12 protein-coding genes are annotated in these 14,333 nt (G+C 59.5%); 7 read left to right on the top strand and 5 right to left on the bottom strand.

From position 1 onward, the window contains the following. Positions 1–208: 208 nt before the first annotated feature. The 4 genes from AO240_RS14730 (at position 209) to AO240_RS14715 (ending at position 4,926) form a co-directional block, all read left to right on the top strand. On the top strand, positions 209–1,039 hold the full coding sequence (locus AO240_RS14730) for a DUF4123 domain-containing protein (protein WP_371918629.1): 831 nt from the start codon (positions 209–211) through the stop codon (positions 1,037–1,039). After that, on the top strand, positions 1,036–1,812 hold the full coding sequence (locus AO240_RS14725; protein ID WP_099237079.1) for a hypothetical protein: 777 nt from the start codon (positions 1,036–1,038) through the stop codon (positions 1,810–1,812). The genes AO240_RS14730 and AO240_RS14725 overlap by 4 nt, the downstream gene beginning before the upstream one ends. 133 nt (positions 1,813–1,945) lie before the next feature. Then, complete coding sequence (locus tag AO240_RS14720; protein ID WP_099237078.1) at positions 1,946–2,722, top strand: hypothetical protein; 777 nt, start codon at positions 1,946–1,948, stop codon at positions 2,720–2,722. An 11-nt stretch (positions 2,723–2,733) separates the two neighbouring features. Beyond that, a complete protein-coding gene (locus AO240_RS14715; RefSeq protein ID WP_099237077.1) occupies positions 2,734–4,926 on the top strand; it encodes a lipase family protein in 2,193 nt (730 codons plus the stop codon). A gap of 108 nt (positions 4,927–5,034) precedes the next feature. Here AO240_RS14715 and AO240_RS14710 read toward each other — a convergent pair whose 3' ends face one another. Both AO240_RS14710 and AO240_RS14705 read right to left on the bottom strand, forming a co-directional pair. After that, positions 5,035–5,685 carry a TetR/AcrR family transcriptional regulator gene (locus AO240_RS14710; RefSeq protein WP_058412095.1) on the bottom strand — a complete coding sequence of 217 codons (651 nt, stop codon included), beginning with the start codon at positions 5,683–5,685 and terminating at the stop codon, positions 5,035–5,037. Positions 5,686–5,750: 65 nt separating this feature from the next. After that, positions 5,751–6,791, bottom strand: a complete 1,041-nt coding sequence (locus AO240_RS14705) for a LacI family DNA-binding transcriptional regulator (protein WP_099237076.1) — start codon at positions 6,789–6,791, stop codon at positions 5,751–5,753. 206 nt (positions 6,792–6,997) lie between these two features. Here AO240_RS14705 and AO240_RS14700 point away from each other — a divergent pair, with 206 nt between their 5' ends. From AO240_RS14700 to AO240_RS14690, 3 genes are read left to right on the top strand one after another with little or no spacing between them, the layout of a single operon-like run. Beyond that, positions 6,998–9,190: a TonB-dependent receptor gene (locus AO240_RS14700; RefSeq protein ID WP_099237075.1), complete on the top strand. Its 2,193-nt coding sequence runs from the start codon at positions 6,998–7,000 to the stop codon at positions 9,188–9,190. Between the two features lie 2 nt (positions 9,191–9,192). Beyond that, complete coding sequence (locus AO240_RS14695) at positions 9,193–10,524, top strand: LLM class flavin-dependent oxidoreductase (protein ID WP_099237074.1); 1,332 nt, start codon at positions 9,193–9,195, stop codon at positions 10,522–10,524. Continuing rightward, positions 10,521–11,453, top strand: coding sequence for a sulfonate ABC transporter substrate-binding protein (locus AO240_RS14690; protein ID WP_099237073.1), 933 nt, complete (start codon positions 10,521–10,523; stop codon positions 11,451–11,453). The genes AO240_RS14695 and AO240_RS14690 overlap by 4 nt, the downstream gene beginning before the upstream one ends. 119 nt (positions 11,454–11,572) lie before the next feature. Here the strand turns inward: AO240_RS14690 and fecE are convergent, their stop codons facing one another. Genes fecE through fecC form a run of 3 tightly spaced genes read right to left on the bottom strand, consistent with a single transcriptional unit; the run spans position 11,573 to position 14,332 of the window. Further along, positions 11,573–12,373, bottom strand: coding sequence for a Fe(3+) dicitrate ABC transporter ATP-binding protein FecE (fecE, locus tag AO240_RS14685; RefSeq protein ID WP_099237072.1), 801 nt, complete (start codon positions 12,371–12,373; stop codon positions 11,573–11,575). 4 nt (positions 12,374–12,377) lie between these two features. Then, on the bottom strand, positions 12,378–13,346 hold the full coding sequence (locus tag AO240_RS14680) for an iron ABC transporter permease (RefSeq protein ID WP_099237071.1): 969 nt from the start codon (positions 13,344–13,346) through the stop codon (positions 12,378–12,380). Next, positions 13,343–14,332, bottom strand: coding sequence for an iron-dicitrate ABC transporter permease FecC (fecC, locus tag AO240_RS14675; RefSeq protein WP_099237070.1), 990 nt, complete (start codon positions 14,330–14,332; stop codon positions 13,343–13,345). The genes AO240_RS14680 and fecC overlap by 4 nt, the downstream gene beginning before the upstream one ends. Position 14,333: the final 1 nt, after the last annotated feature.

The following is a 14,333-nucleotide window of genomic DNA, read 5'->3' as shown; positions in this document are numbered from 1 at the left end:
CGCCGGCCAATCCAATACTGCCAGGGGCACTGACTGCGCTACTGGCGCCTGCCGAGCTGCCACCCATCATTGCGCCTTCCCAACACGCGTTGATGGCCGATTCCAAACGTGAAAAGCCTGATTTTTGCCCCGTCTGCGAGGCCTGCAAAAACGCAGTGTGCCTGCCTGAAGGAGCCACAGCATGAGCACTCTGTCGCCTCGGCAATGGATGATCGAACAACGCCACCTCGGGCATTGCCTGTGCCTGATTCTCGACTCTGAGGGCGAACACGAAACCCGTCAGGCGCTGATAGGCGCTCAAAACGCTGACCAGTATTGCAGCATATACAGCGAAACACCGGTCGCAGAGTTGGCGAGTGCGGGGCCTTTTGTGTTCCTTATCGACAACCCTGACGATCGGCGTTTGAACGCGTTGCTTGACGCGCCTGAAAGGAACTGGGGCTGGCTGGCCAGTATTCCACCGGAGGCCGGGCTTAACGCGCTGGCCAAACATTGGCGTGACCGCCTGATTGTCGGGGCGCGACCGTATCAGGCGCTCTATCGTTTCCATGACAACCGGGTATTGACCCGCGCACTGGCGCATTTAACCGGCGGGGCTATTGCGGGGTACTTGGGGCCGATTGCCAGCGTTTGCTACTGGCAGGGTGAGCACTGGCTAACGCTGAATAATTGTGCGCCGGGTAACCATCCCGTTCCTGAGAGACCTGCCTGGTGCGAGGTGCCGGTTGACGGTGATCAATTCGCGCGTATCAGTCAGATCAATGCCAGGCGTTACTTGCTGGCCGAACATCTGGATGCCTATGCGCGAATTGCTGAGCAACAAGACCCTGACTTATGGCTCAGTACACAGTTGGAATTGGCTAAGTCTTGGGGATGGCGGTCGCCCGAGCAAATAGAGTTTTTATTGGTCCAGAGTTTAAAGGCAACCAACGGCACACTTGCAGAGCGCTGGCGGGCGCGCTCTGGAGAAACACCAGTAACGCATTTCGAGCGTATTTATCAGGAAGTACAGTTTTGGCAAGGAGACGCGCCGTTATGACACCTGTACTTAAAATCTTGTTCTTGGGGTTTTGCGTCGTGCCGATAGCAGGGTGTGCTACCGGGAAGTTGGAGAGTTTTACCTTTTCGGCTGACTTTCCTCCTGATTTTACTTACGAGGCAGTCGCCAGGTACGCACCTGCCAAGGGAGCGACGTGCACGGTTAAAAAGCCTCATATAGGTTACAACCAAAGATGGCACCTGGATTATAAAGAACGCTACAAGCGCGACTTGGAAATTCCCATCTACCGCACCGTTGAAGGTTGCCCATTAGTTATCTATCGCGTTGAGGTTGAAGTCTACGGCGCTTATGGAGAAGCGCGTGGTGACTTCGGCGCAGATACAGCGATGATTATTGTTAGAGAACAGCTGGAAGATAAATACAAAGGTTTTTTTGATTCTGTTGGGGAGAGCGCGATAAATGGTCAGTGTCAGTGGCTGTTCCGTACTGTAGGTCCTAAGCGATATATAAGAAAACTACTTGACTGTAAAAAAACCGACGACCAGGGCTTGGTGGCGAAAGGGCGTCCTGTAGGAGCTTACACCTTGGACCAACTACCGGGTAAAACAGTGAAGCTGAAAATCAAGTTGGCTGAAGAGGAAAATCCTGCAATCGGCGATACTTGGATCAAGGTCCCTAATGGCTGGAAACGTTGCATGGGCAAAGCTCTTGAAGATCAGTATGCGTTCTGTTTTGGAAACCACAAAGACTTCAGCAATTTCAAAATGCCTGATGGGCGCAGCTGCACCATTTACCCCGGCTGTACAGAATAAGGAATCGCTCAGTGAGCGCATTGGATGAAGAGATAAAGCCCCCGTTACATAGCCGCACGTTTAACTGCCCGCCCCAAGGTAACTGGACGATTTTTCGGCTGGTTGATGGATCTCTGAAAGGGAACGCCTCGCTATGACGAATGCACTTAAAACCCTCTTCCTGGGGGGCTACGTAATGCTGACAACAGGCTGTGCTACCGGGAAGTCGGAGAGCTTCACCTTCACGGCTGACTTTCCTCCTGATTTTACTTACGAGGCAGTCGCCAGGTACGCACCTGCCAAGGGAGAAACGTGCACGGTTAAAAAGCCTCATATAGGTTACAACCAAAGATGGCATCTGGATTATAAAGAACGCTACAAACGCGACTTGGAAATCCCCATCTATCGCACTATTGAAGGCTGCCCATTAGTTGTCTATCGCGTTGAAGTTGAAGTCTACGGTGCTTATGGAAAAGCGCGTGGCGACTTTGGCGCAGATTCAGCGATGATTATTATCAGGGAGCAATTGGAGGAAAAGTACAAAGGAGTTTTTGACTCTGCTGGAGAGGGCGCGATAAATGGTCAGTGTCAGTGGCTATTTCGTACCATGGGGGTTGAACGTTATATTTCAAAGGGGCTCGCGTGCAAAAAAATCGACGACCACGGCTTGGTTACTAAAGGGCGTCCTGTAGGGGCTTACACCTTGGATCAACTACCTGGTAAAACCGTAAAGCTGAAGATTCAGTTGGCTGAAGAGGAAAAACCTGCAATCGGCGATACTTGGGTCAAAGTCCCGAATGGTTGGAAACGCTGCATGGGCAAAGCAATTGAAGACCAGTATGCGTTCTGTTTTGGAAACCACAAAGACTTCAGCAGTTTCAAGATGCCTGATGGGCGCAGCTGCAACATTTACCCCAACTGTACAGAATAAGGAATAGATCAATGAGCAAGTTGGATGATGAGCTGAAGCACCCGCTAAACGATCGTATGTTCACCTGCCCTATTCGAGGTAAATGGACAAGCTTTCAGTTGGTTGATGAAAGTGGTGAAGGGCAATCTTATTTTGGATTAACTTACGAAGTCATTGACTCAGAAGGTTATACCTACGAGGGTAAACTCGACGCTACAGGCGCAGGCAAAGTCGAGAACCACTTCGCGGGGCCGATAGCGTTGATTTTCAAAAAGCCGTATCAGGGTGGAAATGAATTTTATGCCTATCTACAGAAAAGGCCTCACTACCCACTGCCGATAACCGAACTGCAAGTTCGCGCCGAGCAAACCCGCCACTTTCATAAAGACGGCTCGCGCACCGCAGAAAACCCCGCACAAGCGTGTGCAGACTTTTTCTTCCAGGTCGAAGTTCGTCATTTTGTCGACCATGTTGCGCATTTGCCGCCTGAAGTCGAGTGCCAATACCCTGCCATGCGGCGCTGGGCTTCACTGATGGGCGAGCATGGAAAGCGCGGGGTCTGCCTGCTTGCCAATAAACACAGCGTGTTGGAAGTTCGTCCTTTACGCGCCCTGTGTCCGATGCTGTCTACAGACCCGCAGTTCTGTGCGCTGAACCTGTATCAGCTCGCCATCATGGCCACCTTGAGCTACCACCCGTTTGGGCAGGAGTCCGACAAGCCGCCCATCAGAGACAAGAACGTTAGTTTCCCGAGCAAACCAAGCATGGGTAACTGGTTCGGTGATGCGTTGGCAAAGTTTGATGAAATCTGGACAGTGGACCCCTCCCAAACCACCGCTTACTACCCGCTATACGAAGATGTGCCGTATTCCAACCGCCTGGAAATCGTACCGTTTGATCCTGATCTGTACCCAGCGAACAGCCCGGATTTAGAAACGGATCAAGAAACCCCTGCCAGCATTCACTTTCTGGATGATCGAGACCAAATTGATAACACCGACACCCAAGCGTTTATCACGCACAACGATGAGTTGATCCTGATTTCCGTACGCGGCACCAATGAAATAATCGCGGATGCCCTCCGTGATGCCGATGCACTCCAAGTACCCTTTGTGGAAGGTGTGGGCAATGTCCACCGAGGATTCTATGAGGCTGCACTTAAAGTCTATGACCTCACTGACAAGTATCTCGATAAGTTCTACACCGGCCAAAAACTGATCATCTGCGGTCACAGCTTGGGCGGTGCCATTACCTTGCTGCTCTCGGAAATGCTACGTCGGCAGAAAAAGTATGGTGCCGACATCACGCTCTACACCTACGGCGCCCCAAGAGCGGCTGACGCCACCTTCGTAAAAGCGGCCGCCAACCTGGTGCATTACCGCATGGTCAACCATAACGACCCGGTGCCCAGCGTGCCCGGTACATGGATGAACACCAAAACGCCGGTCTACGCGACTGGCGCCGCCTTGACCTTCGTAAACGTGCCTGTCGGCCTCTCGGTGTTCGTAGCGGGCATTACCAACCTCAGCGGCGAGCCGTATGAACACCACGGCACGTTACGCCACTTCCTCCCGGTGGAGTTGGGCGGCAAAGAAACCTCTTCCATCCTCTGGCAGCCCGGTTGCGACACCATTACCCAGCACGCCGCCTGCACGCTGGCCGTGCAGCAAATCAACGGACTGCCCGACCGCCCCGGGCTTATCGCTCAAGGCCTCAAGCACAGTGGCAACCATTCAATGGTTGGAGGCTACATTCCCAATTGCTGGGCCGCGCTTCGACGCGCGCAGGAATCGCTGCAGCTCAAACGTTCGCTGGTCACCCCGCGTGAGTTCGATTTTGTAGACGCTGCTCTGATCCGCATTAACCAACAGTTATTCCTCCGCCGCCGAGACTTGTACGCGCGTGGCGATAAATACCGCGAAAGCCACGAACCTGCGGTTGAAGCGTTCAGTCGAGAAACCCATAAAGTGCAACAGACCCGTGACCGCTTGGCCACGTTGCGCTATGAGAAGGTGACCGCCGCAAGCGTCTACGGCTTGCTTTCAGAAGACGCGGAAGCACTCGCAGACAGCCTGCTGCGCTGGCAGGCTCACGCGGAAAATACGCGGGCTGAACAACTGGCCATGGCGCCCGCCGCGGTCTTGAGCGACGAGGAATTTATGGCGTCACTGTCAGGTTATACCCCCGGCGCGCCGTACCCGTTTGATATTGATTCAATGATCTGAACCCACACAGAACGCCGGTTTTTTGAAGTATTTGCTCGCACGAACAGCATCAATCAAATCGGCGTTCTAGTTTGCGTCTTCGCCGAAATTGCGTGAAGAACCCTTTTTTCACGCCGTGTTCGGCTCAGGTGGTTGAGTTCTGATCGCCGCCTCGACCCGCGCCAAATAGGTATCAAACCGCGCCACCAAGTCTACCTGCTCGGGAAACCGCAGCCACTGGATCTGCAAGCCATCCATCATGGCGAGGATCTCCTCGACCAGCCCCGCCAAGTCAACATCCCCGCGTACTTCGCCCATCGCCACCAAGTCAGCGAACTGCCCGCGCAGTCGCCGCTGAATGCCCGCATAACGTTCCTGAAACCACGCCCAGGCAGGTTGGGTGTCGAGCAAGCTTTCGGCATTTAAAATCGTGAAGGCCCGCACCACCCCCGGCGCGGTTGCGTTTGAGCGGTTGATCGCGCGCAGGCTGCCAAGCAACCCTGTCAGTGACTTCTCGGCCCGCACTTGATCGGCAATGCGTTGATTCACTTCGTCGCGGCGTTGCAGCACGCCCATCAGTAATGAAATTTTGCTTGGAAAGTGATGCAGCAGGCCGGCCACGGAAATACCGGCAATGGCCGCCACTTGGGCCACTGACGCACCGCTGTAACCTTCGAGGGAAAAGACCTGCAAGGCTGCGTCCAGCAGCTCTTCGCGGCGTTTTTCACCTTTGGGCGCACGGCGAGTCTTGATCGGCGCAGGCGCGAGTGGATCGGTCATGGAAAAGTCCTTTTTTGGGGCAGGCTTGCACCGTATCCAAATTGACCATGAGCCGCAAATAAACCTCAGGTGCTTTCGCGCTCGATCAAGCGGCAGTCGAGCAGGTTCAAGCGCTGCACCTCATCCTCCAGCGGCAGTGCGCCGAGGCTTTGCAGCACGCGGGTTGCCGCGAGCACACCGATCTCCAGCGCAGGCGGCTTGATGGTGCTGAGGCTCGGCAGGAGCATTTCGGCAAACGGGTAATCACCAAAGCCGAGCACCGCGCAGTCTTGCGGGATGTTCAGCCCGGCACGCTGCCCGGCCAGCAAGCCACCGGCGGCCAGGTTGTCGTTGGCGAAGACGATTGCATCCGGCGGCGTGGCATCGGCCATCAATGCCTGCATCGCTTGTTTGCCCGCTTCGAACGGCGCGTGCTCGGCGCTTGGCACGAATACCCAAGGCTGCAAACCCAGCGCGGTAACGGTCGCGGCATAACCATCACGCCGCTCCAGCGCGCTGAAGTCGCCGACCACACTGTTCTGCACGAAGGCGATGCGCCGGTAGCCCTTGCCATGCAGATAACGCGCGGCGGTGACGCCCACCTCGTAATGCGAAAAACCGATCTGCAGTGGCTCACGCTCGGGTACGTAGTCCCAGGTTTCGACCACCGGAATATCCACTTCTGCGATCATTTTTTCAGTGCCGGCGCTGTGGAAGCGGCTGGTGAGTACCAGCGCCGCAGGCGACCAACCGAGGAACGCGCGCACCGCGCTTTCTTCCTGCTCGACGCTGAAGTAGCTCGAGGCCAACAGCAATTGATAGCCATGGCGGCTGAGGGTGTCGCTGAAACCCTGAAGCGTGTTGGCAAAGATCGGCCCGGAAATGTTCGGGATCACCATCGCGACGATTCTGCCGCGCGCCGACGCCAGCCCACCGGCCACCAGGTTAGGCACATAACCCAGCTCGGCGACCACGGCTGCAATGCGTTGGCGCCGCTGCGGCGAGACTTGCTCCGGCTGGTTGAAGTAACGCGACACGGTGATCGCCGACACGCCGGCCTGCCGCGCCACGGTGCTGAGGGTGACACGGCCTGCGCCACGGCGTTTGCGCGGTTTGTCTTCGCTCAAGGGACAGTCCTGCTAGAAACAAAAAAGAATATAAGGCTAATTTTTTAGTATTTGACGCTCTAAACCAGACCTACCAATAATGCCGATGTTAGCGCTAACAAAGCGCGGTGTCTGCTACTCGCTCGAGCGAATGCCCAAGACAGTGACACAGGCGCTGACGGTCGCAGAACCGCAGCGGATCAGGGCATTTTTCGAACGGGCACAGCATGCACAATTTTCCACGCCACACTCATTTATTGCTTCTGGCCGGCCTGACCGCACTCCCGCTGCCAGGCGCATTTGCCGCCGATGAGCCGGAACTCACGCTCAAGCCGGTCACCGTCACGGCCACTCGCCGCGAAGAGTCGCTGCAAAAAGTGCCGGTGGCGGTGTCGGTACTCGATGGCGAACAACTGGAGCGCGACAACCGCACCGGCGTGGCGAGCATCGCGCAACAGGTGCCGTCGCTGAACTTTCGCACCGGCGCGTCGAACAAAGACACCTCGTTGTTCGTGCGCGGCGTGGGCACCATTTCCACCTCCCCCGGCGTTGAGCCGACCGTGGCCACCGTGATTGACGGCGTGGTGTATGCGCGCCCCGGCCAGGCCACCCTCGACCTGCTGGACCTGGAACGCATCGAAGTATTGCGTGGCCCGCAGGGCACACTGTTCGGCAAGAACGCGTCGGCCGGTGTGCTGAATATCACCAGCAAAGCGCCTACCGCCGAGACCCATGGTTATATCGACCAGTCGTACTACAGCGGCAATGAAAGCCGTACCCGTTTCGGCATTGGTGGCAGCTTGGTGCCGGACGTGCTCAAGGGCTCGATCAGCACCTTGTTCGGTAGCTATGACGGCAATGTCGACAACAAAAACAACGGCCAGGAGGTCAACGGCTACAACCACAAGGGTATCCGCGGCAAATTGGAATTCACCCCCAATGACGACGTGAAGCTGACCCTGATCGCCGACTACATGCAGTCGCACGACGACGCACCGAACGGTGTGGTCAGCAAGTCGCTGAGCCCGGCGTTCAGCAACGCACTGAGCCCGGTGCGGGCGTCCAGCGACAACCGCGATATCAACACCGATACCCGCAGCCATGTCGAAGACACCAACAAGGGCTTGTCCGCCCAGCTTGACTGGAACCTCGGTGACTACACCCTGACCTCGATCACCGCCTGGCGCGGCTGGGACAACACGCAGTACCAGGACGGCGATCGCCTCGGCAGCGTGACCGCAGCCTTCCCCGGCACCGCCGACAAGGGTGATTTGGCGTTCGACCAGTACTCCCAGGAAGTGCGCCTGGCGTCGCCCAAAGGTGAGTTCCTGGAATACGTCGGTGGCCTGTTCTACATGCACGGCAAGGACCAGGAAACCTACCAGCGCACACTCACCACCACCACGCGCACCGACCGTGGCATTGCCGACTACAGCACCACCAGCGACAGCTACGCCGCGTTCGGCGAGACCACGCTGAATTTCACCTCGCGCTTTCGCGGCATCGCCGGCCTGCGCTATACCCACGATGACCTGAAATACGACCACAGCCGCGTCTCTACCTCCGCCACCACAGTCAGCGGTATTCAACCGGCCACCCGCAGTTCGGGCTCGGTGGATGAAGACGGCTGGTCCGGCCGGCTTGGCGTGCAATATGACATCAGCGACACCATCACCAGCTACCTGACCTATTCGCGCGGCTACAAAGGCCCTGCGTACAACGTGTTTTTCAACATGCAGCCGCGCGACACCGACGCGCTCAAGCCAGAGACTTCCAACACCTGGGAAGCCGGCATCAAAGCCACCGCCTGGAACAATCGCCTGACCACCAACCTTGCGGTATTCCACAGCGACTACGACAACTACCAGGCCAACTTTTTCGATACCGTCGCCGGCCAAGTGGTGACGCGCCTGATCAACGCCGGCAGCGTCAGCACCGAAGGCGTCGAGCTGGATTACGCGTTGCAGGCCACCCAGCAACTCAAGCTCTCCGGCGCCCTGGCCTACACCCGAGCGCGCATCGACGCGTTCGCCTGCCCGCCAGGCGCGGCGTCTACCTGCAACGTGAATGGCAAGCCGCTGCCCTACAGCCCGGACTGGAAAAGCTACGTGCGCGCCGACTACAGTATCCCGCTGGATAACGGCCTGGACATCGAACTGGGCACCGACTACAGCTGGCAGAGCGAGGTGCAATACGACATCAGCCAGAACCTGGACACCCAACAAGGCGCCTACGGCATCTGGAACGCCAGCGTGGCCCTGGCCGACTACAACAACGGCTGGCGTGTGGCACTGCTGGCGAAGAACCTCGCCGACAAGTCCTACTCACCCATGCTGGCCAGCGGCGGCAACTCTATCTACCGCGCCGTACCGCGTGACGATGAGCGTTACTTCGGCGTGCAACTGCGCAAGGATTTTTAAGCATGAGCCGTCAACTGAAACTCGGCGCCTTTCTGATGGCCACCGGGCACCACGTCGCCGCCTGGCGCCACCCGGACGTGCCGGCGAATGCCGGGTTGGATTTCGCCCACTACAAGCACTTGGCGCACGTCGCCGAAGCGGCCAGGTTTGATGCGCTGTTCGTGGCTGACAGTATTGCTGCCGCCACCGGCGACATCGCCAGCCACATGGCGCGCTCGGACCACTTTGAGCCGCTCACCTTGCTCTCGGCGCTCAGCGCGGTGACGGACCACATCGGCCTGATCGCCACCGCCACCACCACCTACAACGAGCCCTACCACGTGGCGCGCAAATTCGCCTCGCTGGATCACTTGTCCGGCGGGCGCGCGGGCTGGAACCTGGTGACCTCGGACAACGCCGCCGAAGCGCAGAATTTTGGCCGCGATGAACACCTCGGCCACGGCGAACGTTACAGCCGCGCGCGGGAATTTCATCAGGTGGTGACGGGGCTGTGGGACAGTTGGCAAGACGACGCGTTTGTGCGCGACAAGGCCAGCGGCTGCTACTACGACCCGGCGAAACGGCATGTGCTGGATCACGTCGGCGAACACTTCCGGGTCAAAGGCCCGCTCAACGTCGCGCGCTCGCCGCAGGGCCAGCCGGTGATCGTACAGGCCGGTTCTTCAGAAGCCGGCCGTGAGTTGGCGGCGCAGACCGCCGAAGTGGTGTTTACCGCGCAAACCTCGTTGGCCAACGCGCAGGCGTTTTACGCCGACATCAAGGGCCGTTTGGGCCAGTACGGGCGTGAGGCCGATTCGCTGAAAATAATGCCCGGCGTGTTTGTCGTGGTCGGGCACACCGAGGCGCAGGCACAGGCAAAATTCGACGCGTTCCAGCAACTGGTGGAGCCTGCAGTGGGCGTGGCCTTGCTGGGCCGCATGCTGGGCAATTTCGACCTGTCCGGCTACCCGCTCGACGGGCCGCTGCCGGCGCTGCCATTGACCGACAGCGGCCAGCGCAGCCGCCAACAACTGCTCAGCGAGTTGGCGAACCGCGAGCAACTGACACTGGCGCAATTGGGTCGGCGGATTGCCGGCGGGCGCGGGCATTACAGCCTGATTGGCACGCCTGCGCAGATCGCCGACGAGTTGCAGCGCTGGTTTGAAAACGGCGCCGCCGATGGCTTCAATATTCTCGTGCCGCACCTGCCGGGAGGGCTGGAAGATTTTGCGCAGTGGGTGGTGCCCGAATTACAACGCCGCGGTCTGTTCCGCACCGAATACACCGGCAGCACGCTGCGAGAAAACCTCGGTTTGGCGCGCCCGAAAAATCGTTTTAAAGAGGTACAGCCATGAAAATCCCCGCGCTGTTGCTGGCCCTGCTGGCCGTGACGCACACCGCACTCGCGGCCGACCCGGCCGCCCTGCGTATCGGCTACCAGAAAGGCTCAATCGCCCTGGTGCTCGCCAAGGAACATGGCCTGCTGGAAAAACGCTTCCCGCAGACCGCGGTGAAATGGGTTGAATTCCCCGCCGGCCCGCAGATGCTCGAAGCGCTGAATGTGGGTGCGCTGGATGTGGGCTCGACCGGCGATATCCCTCCCCTGTTCGCCCAAGCCGCCGGTGCCGACCTTGTGTACATCGGCGCCGAACCGCCCAAACCTACGGCGGAAACGATACTGGTGCGCAACGACAGCCCACTGCATTCGGTCGCGGACCTTAAGGGCAAAAAAGTCGCTTTTCAGAAAGGCTCCAGCTCCCACAACGTGATCCTGCGGTCGCTGAACAAAGCCGGCCTGAGTTACCAGGACATCCAGCCGGTGTACTTGCCACCCGCCGATGCACGGGCCGCGTTTGAGCAAGGCAGCGTTGATGCCTGGGCGATCTGGGAGCCCTATTCGTCACTCGCCCTGAGCCAAAGCCCAAGCCGTGTGCTGGCCAATGGCGAAGGCTTGGGGTTGTCGGGGCCGGTGTATACCGCACGGCGCGAGTATGCCCAGGCCAATGGCGTATTTATCCACGACGTGCTGGATGAACTCAGCGCCGCCGAAGCCCTCACGCGCAGCCAGCGTGAAGACAGTCTCAAGGTACTGACAGGGTTTATGGGCCTGCCCGCCGAGGTTATTGCACGCTATATGGATAACCGTCCGCCATCGCCGATCCTGCCGATTGACGACACGATCATCCAGGCGCAACAGGCGACGGCCGATCTGTTTTACCAGAACCGGTTGCTGCCCAAGCAGATCGAGGTGAAAAAGGCGGTGTGGAGAGCCCAGGGCAACTGAGATTCAACGGTGGAGTGGGCTTGCTCGCGATAGCGGTGTGTCAGATAAGTATTTTTCAACTGAAACACCTCAATCGCGAGCAAGCCCGCTCCCACCAAAAGCGCTTTTGATCCAACCACTTAACCGCGTTCGGCCTGCGGTCGGGTGCTTTTCTCTACGAGGCACATCGGGGTGCCGGCCACCGGTTCAAGCATGATCCGCACCTGCACATCGAACACCTGACGCATCAGCTCGGCACTGATCACCGCCGCCGGTGCGCCATCGGCGACCAGCTTGCCGGCGTGCATCACCGCCAGGTGGTCGGCGTAGCGGCAGGCCTGGTTAATGTCGTGCAACACGGTAATCACGGTTTTGCCTTCGGCGGCCAGTTCGCGCATCAGGTCGAGCAGTTCAACCTGGTGGCTGATGTCGAGGTACGTGGTCGGTTCATCGAGCAACACCACCGGCGCGTTCTGCGCCAATACCATCGCCAGCCACGCGCGCTGGCGCTGGCCACCGGACAAGTCCGCCAGCGCCCGGTCGGCCAGCGTGTCCAGCTCCAGGCGCTGCATGGCTTGGGTCACATGGGCTTGATCACTGCCACTCAGGCGCCCCCACAATGAGTTATGCGGGCTGCGGCCGTACGCGACCAACTGGCGCACGCTGACACCTTCCGGCACGGGCAGCACCTGCGGCAAAAACGCAATCTGCTGGGCTAACTGGCGGGCCGACAGGCTGGCGTAAGCCTGACCTTGCAAGGTCAGTTCACCCTGCGTGGGCTTTAGAATGCGCGCGAACGCCTTGAGCAAGGTCGACTTGCCGCACCCGTTCGGCCCGATCAACGCAGTGACTTGCCCCGGCGGCGGCGCAAACGACAAACCTTGCACGATGCGCGTGGCGCCGTAGCCAATGTCGAGTTGATGCGCCTTTAGAATACTCATGTCATCAACCCTTGAACCGTGCCAGCAACCAAAGAAAATACGGCGCGCCAATCACCGCCGTGAGCACCCCCGCCGGGATTTCGCTGGGTGCGATCAACGTGCGCCCAAGGGTGTCGGCGAGTACCAGCAACAACGCGCCGATCAGCATGGCGGCCGGCAGCAAGTACTGGTGATGCCCGCCCACCAGGCGCCGTGCCATGTGCGGCGCGACCAGGCCGATAAAACCAATCGGCCCGATCACCCCCACGCCCAAGCTGGTGAGCAGCACCGCGCAGGCCATCGCCAGCCAGCGCGTGCGGCTCAGCGCGGTGCCCAAGCTGTGGGCCGCTTCGTCGCCAAGGGCGATCAGGTTCAGCGGCTTGGCCAGGCACAGCCCCAACGGAATCAGCAGCAGAAACGGCAGCACCAGCACCACATGCTGCCAATTGCGGCTCCACAGGCTGCCGGTCAGCGCGAGCAACGCGGTGTTGATGTCCAGCGGATGCGACAAAATCAGAAACTCGGTGACGCGGGACAAGGTCACCGCAATTGCCACCCCCGACAGCGCAAAACGCACCCCGGAGAAACTCACGCCGCTGTTATACAACGCCAGCAGCAACGCCCCAGCGCCGCCGCCGAGGCAGGCCACCAGTGGCAGCCAGGCAATCGGCAACTGCGGCCAACCGATGATCGCCACGGTCAGCGCCAGCCCTGCGCCTTGGGTCACACCGAGAATTTCCGGCGACGCCAGCGGGTTACGAATCACCCCCTGCACAATCGCCCCGGCCAGGCCGAAAGCGCAGCCGGCGAGAATCGCAATCACGCTACGCGGCAGGCGATGGTTCCACACTTCAAAGTCGAGCGCGTCATGCGCCAACAGGCGCTCCAGCACCGTTGCAGGCTTGAGCCACAGCGTGCCGGCGCTGAGGCTGACAAAGGTCGCCACCAGCAACAGACCGAGCAACAGCCATAAGCGCAAGCGTGGCCGGGTCATAACGCGCGCCTGGCAAGAAACAGAAAGAACGGCGCGCCGATCAGTGCAGTCACCACACCGGCCGGTGTCTCCACCGGGAACGCCACGGCGCGACTGAGCAGGTCGGCGGCCAGCACGATTACCGCGCCCAGCGCCGCACTCAGCGGGATCAGCCAGCGGTAGTCGTTACCGAGAAACTGGCGCAGGATATTCGGCGCAATCAGCCCGACGAAGCCAATCGGCCCGACCGCGCAGACACTGGCGCCGACCAGCAACAGGCTGGCGGCAAACACCTGCAAGCGCAGGCTGGCGATGCCGACGCCCAGCGAGCGCGCGGCGTCTTCACCGAGGTTGATCAGGTTCAGGCGCGGTGCACACCAGAGCGCCCACACACCGCCGATCAAGGTGCAAGGCCAGAGCAATTGCACCTGCGCTGCACCGACGTTGGCCAGCGAACCGGCCAGCCAGTTCAGCACGCTTTGTGCCTGCGCCTCGACCAGAATCACGCTGAGCCGGGTCAATGCCGCGCACAATGCGGCAACCGCCACACCGGCCAATACCAAGCGGCCTTGGGCGGTGGTCGGCGACCAGGCGCCGCCGAGGCTGAACACCGTGACCCAGGCGAGCGCGCCGCCCACGCAGGTCATTAACAGCGCACCACCGGCAAAGGGTGGTGCCACCAGGCCGGTCGAAAACAACGCCAATCCCAACGCCGCCCCCGCTGTCACCCCAAATAAAGAAGGCGATGCCAGACGGTTGCGGGTAATGCCTTGCATCAGCGCGCCGGCCAGCCCCAGGCAGGCGCCCACCAAGCCTGCGCACAGCGCACGCGGCACGCGCAATTGGGCGACGATATAAGCCATATTGCCGCCTTCGTGGCCTTGGTGAACCAAGCCATTCCAGGCATCCGCCGGGGTGATCACAAACGGCGACCAGCTGAACAGCGAGTACCAGAACAACACGGCCCCCAGCAGCACAATGCCTGCTGCGGCGAAACTGCGCTGCACG

The organism is Pseudomonas sp. ICMP 460 (assembly GCF_002723595.1).
In the GTDB taxonomy this organism is placed as follows: Bacteria; Pseudomonadota; Gammaproteobacteria; order Pseudomonadales; family Pseudomonadaceae; genus Aquipseudomonas; species Aquipseudomonas kitaguniensis.
This window is presented reverse-complemented; position numbering and strand designations above follow the sequence as displayed.

Excerpts from the sequence above, each read along its gene's own strand:
- AO240_RS14720 (WP_099237078.1), top strand. The coding sequence starts at position 1,946 with ATGACGAATGCACTTAAAACCCTCTTCCTGGGGGGCTACGTAATGCTG.
- AO240_RS14710 (WP_058412095.1), bottom strand. The coding sequence starts at position 5,685 with ATGACCGATCCACTCGCGCCTGCGCCGATCAAGACTCGCCGTGCGCCC.
- fecE (WP_099237072.1), bottom strand. The coding sequence starts at position 12,373 with ATGAGTATTCTAAAGGCGCATCAACTCGACATTGGCTACGGCGCCACG.
- AO240_RS14680 (WP_099237071.1), bottom strand. The coding sequence starts at position 13,346 with ATGACCCGGCCACGCTTGCGCTTATGGCTGTTGCTCGGTCTGTTGCTG.
- AO240_RS14695 (WP_099237074.1), top strand. The coding sequence starts at position 9,193 with ATGAGCCGTCAACTGAAACTCGGCGCCTTTCTGATGGCCACCGGGCAC.
- AO240_RS14725 (WP_099237079.1), top strand. The coding sequence starts at position 1,036 with ATGACACCTGTACTTAAAATCTTGTTCTTGGGGTTTTGCGTCGTGCCG.
- AO240_RS14730 (WP_371918629.1), top strand. The coding sequence starts at position 209 with ATGATCGAACAACGCCACCTCGGGCATTGCCTGTGCCTGATTCTCGAC.
- AO240_RS14715 (WP_099237077.1), top strand. The coding sequence starts at position 2,734 with ATGAGCAAGTTGGATGATGAGCTGAAGCACCCGCTAAACGATCGTATG.
- AO240_RS14690 (WP_099237073.1), top strand. The coding sequence starts at position 10,521 with ATGAAAATCCCCGCGCTGTTGCTGGCCCTGCTGGCCGTGACGCACACC.
- AO240_RS14700 (WP_099237075.1), top strand. The coding sequence starts at position 6,998 with ATGCACAATTTTCCACGCCACACTCATTTATTGCTTCTGGCCGGCCTG.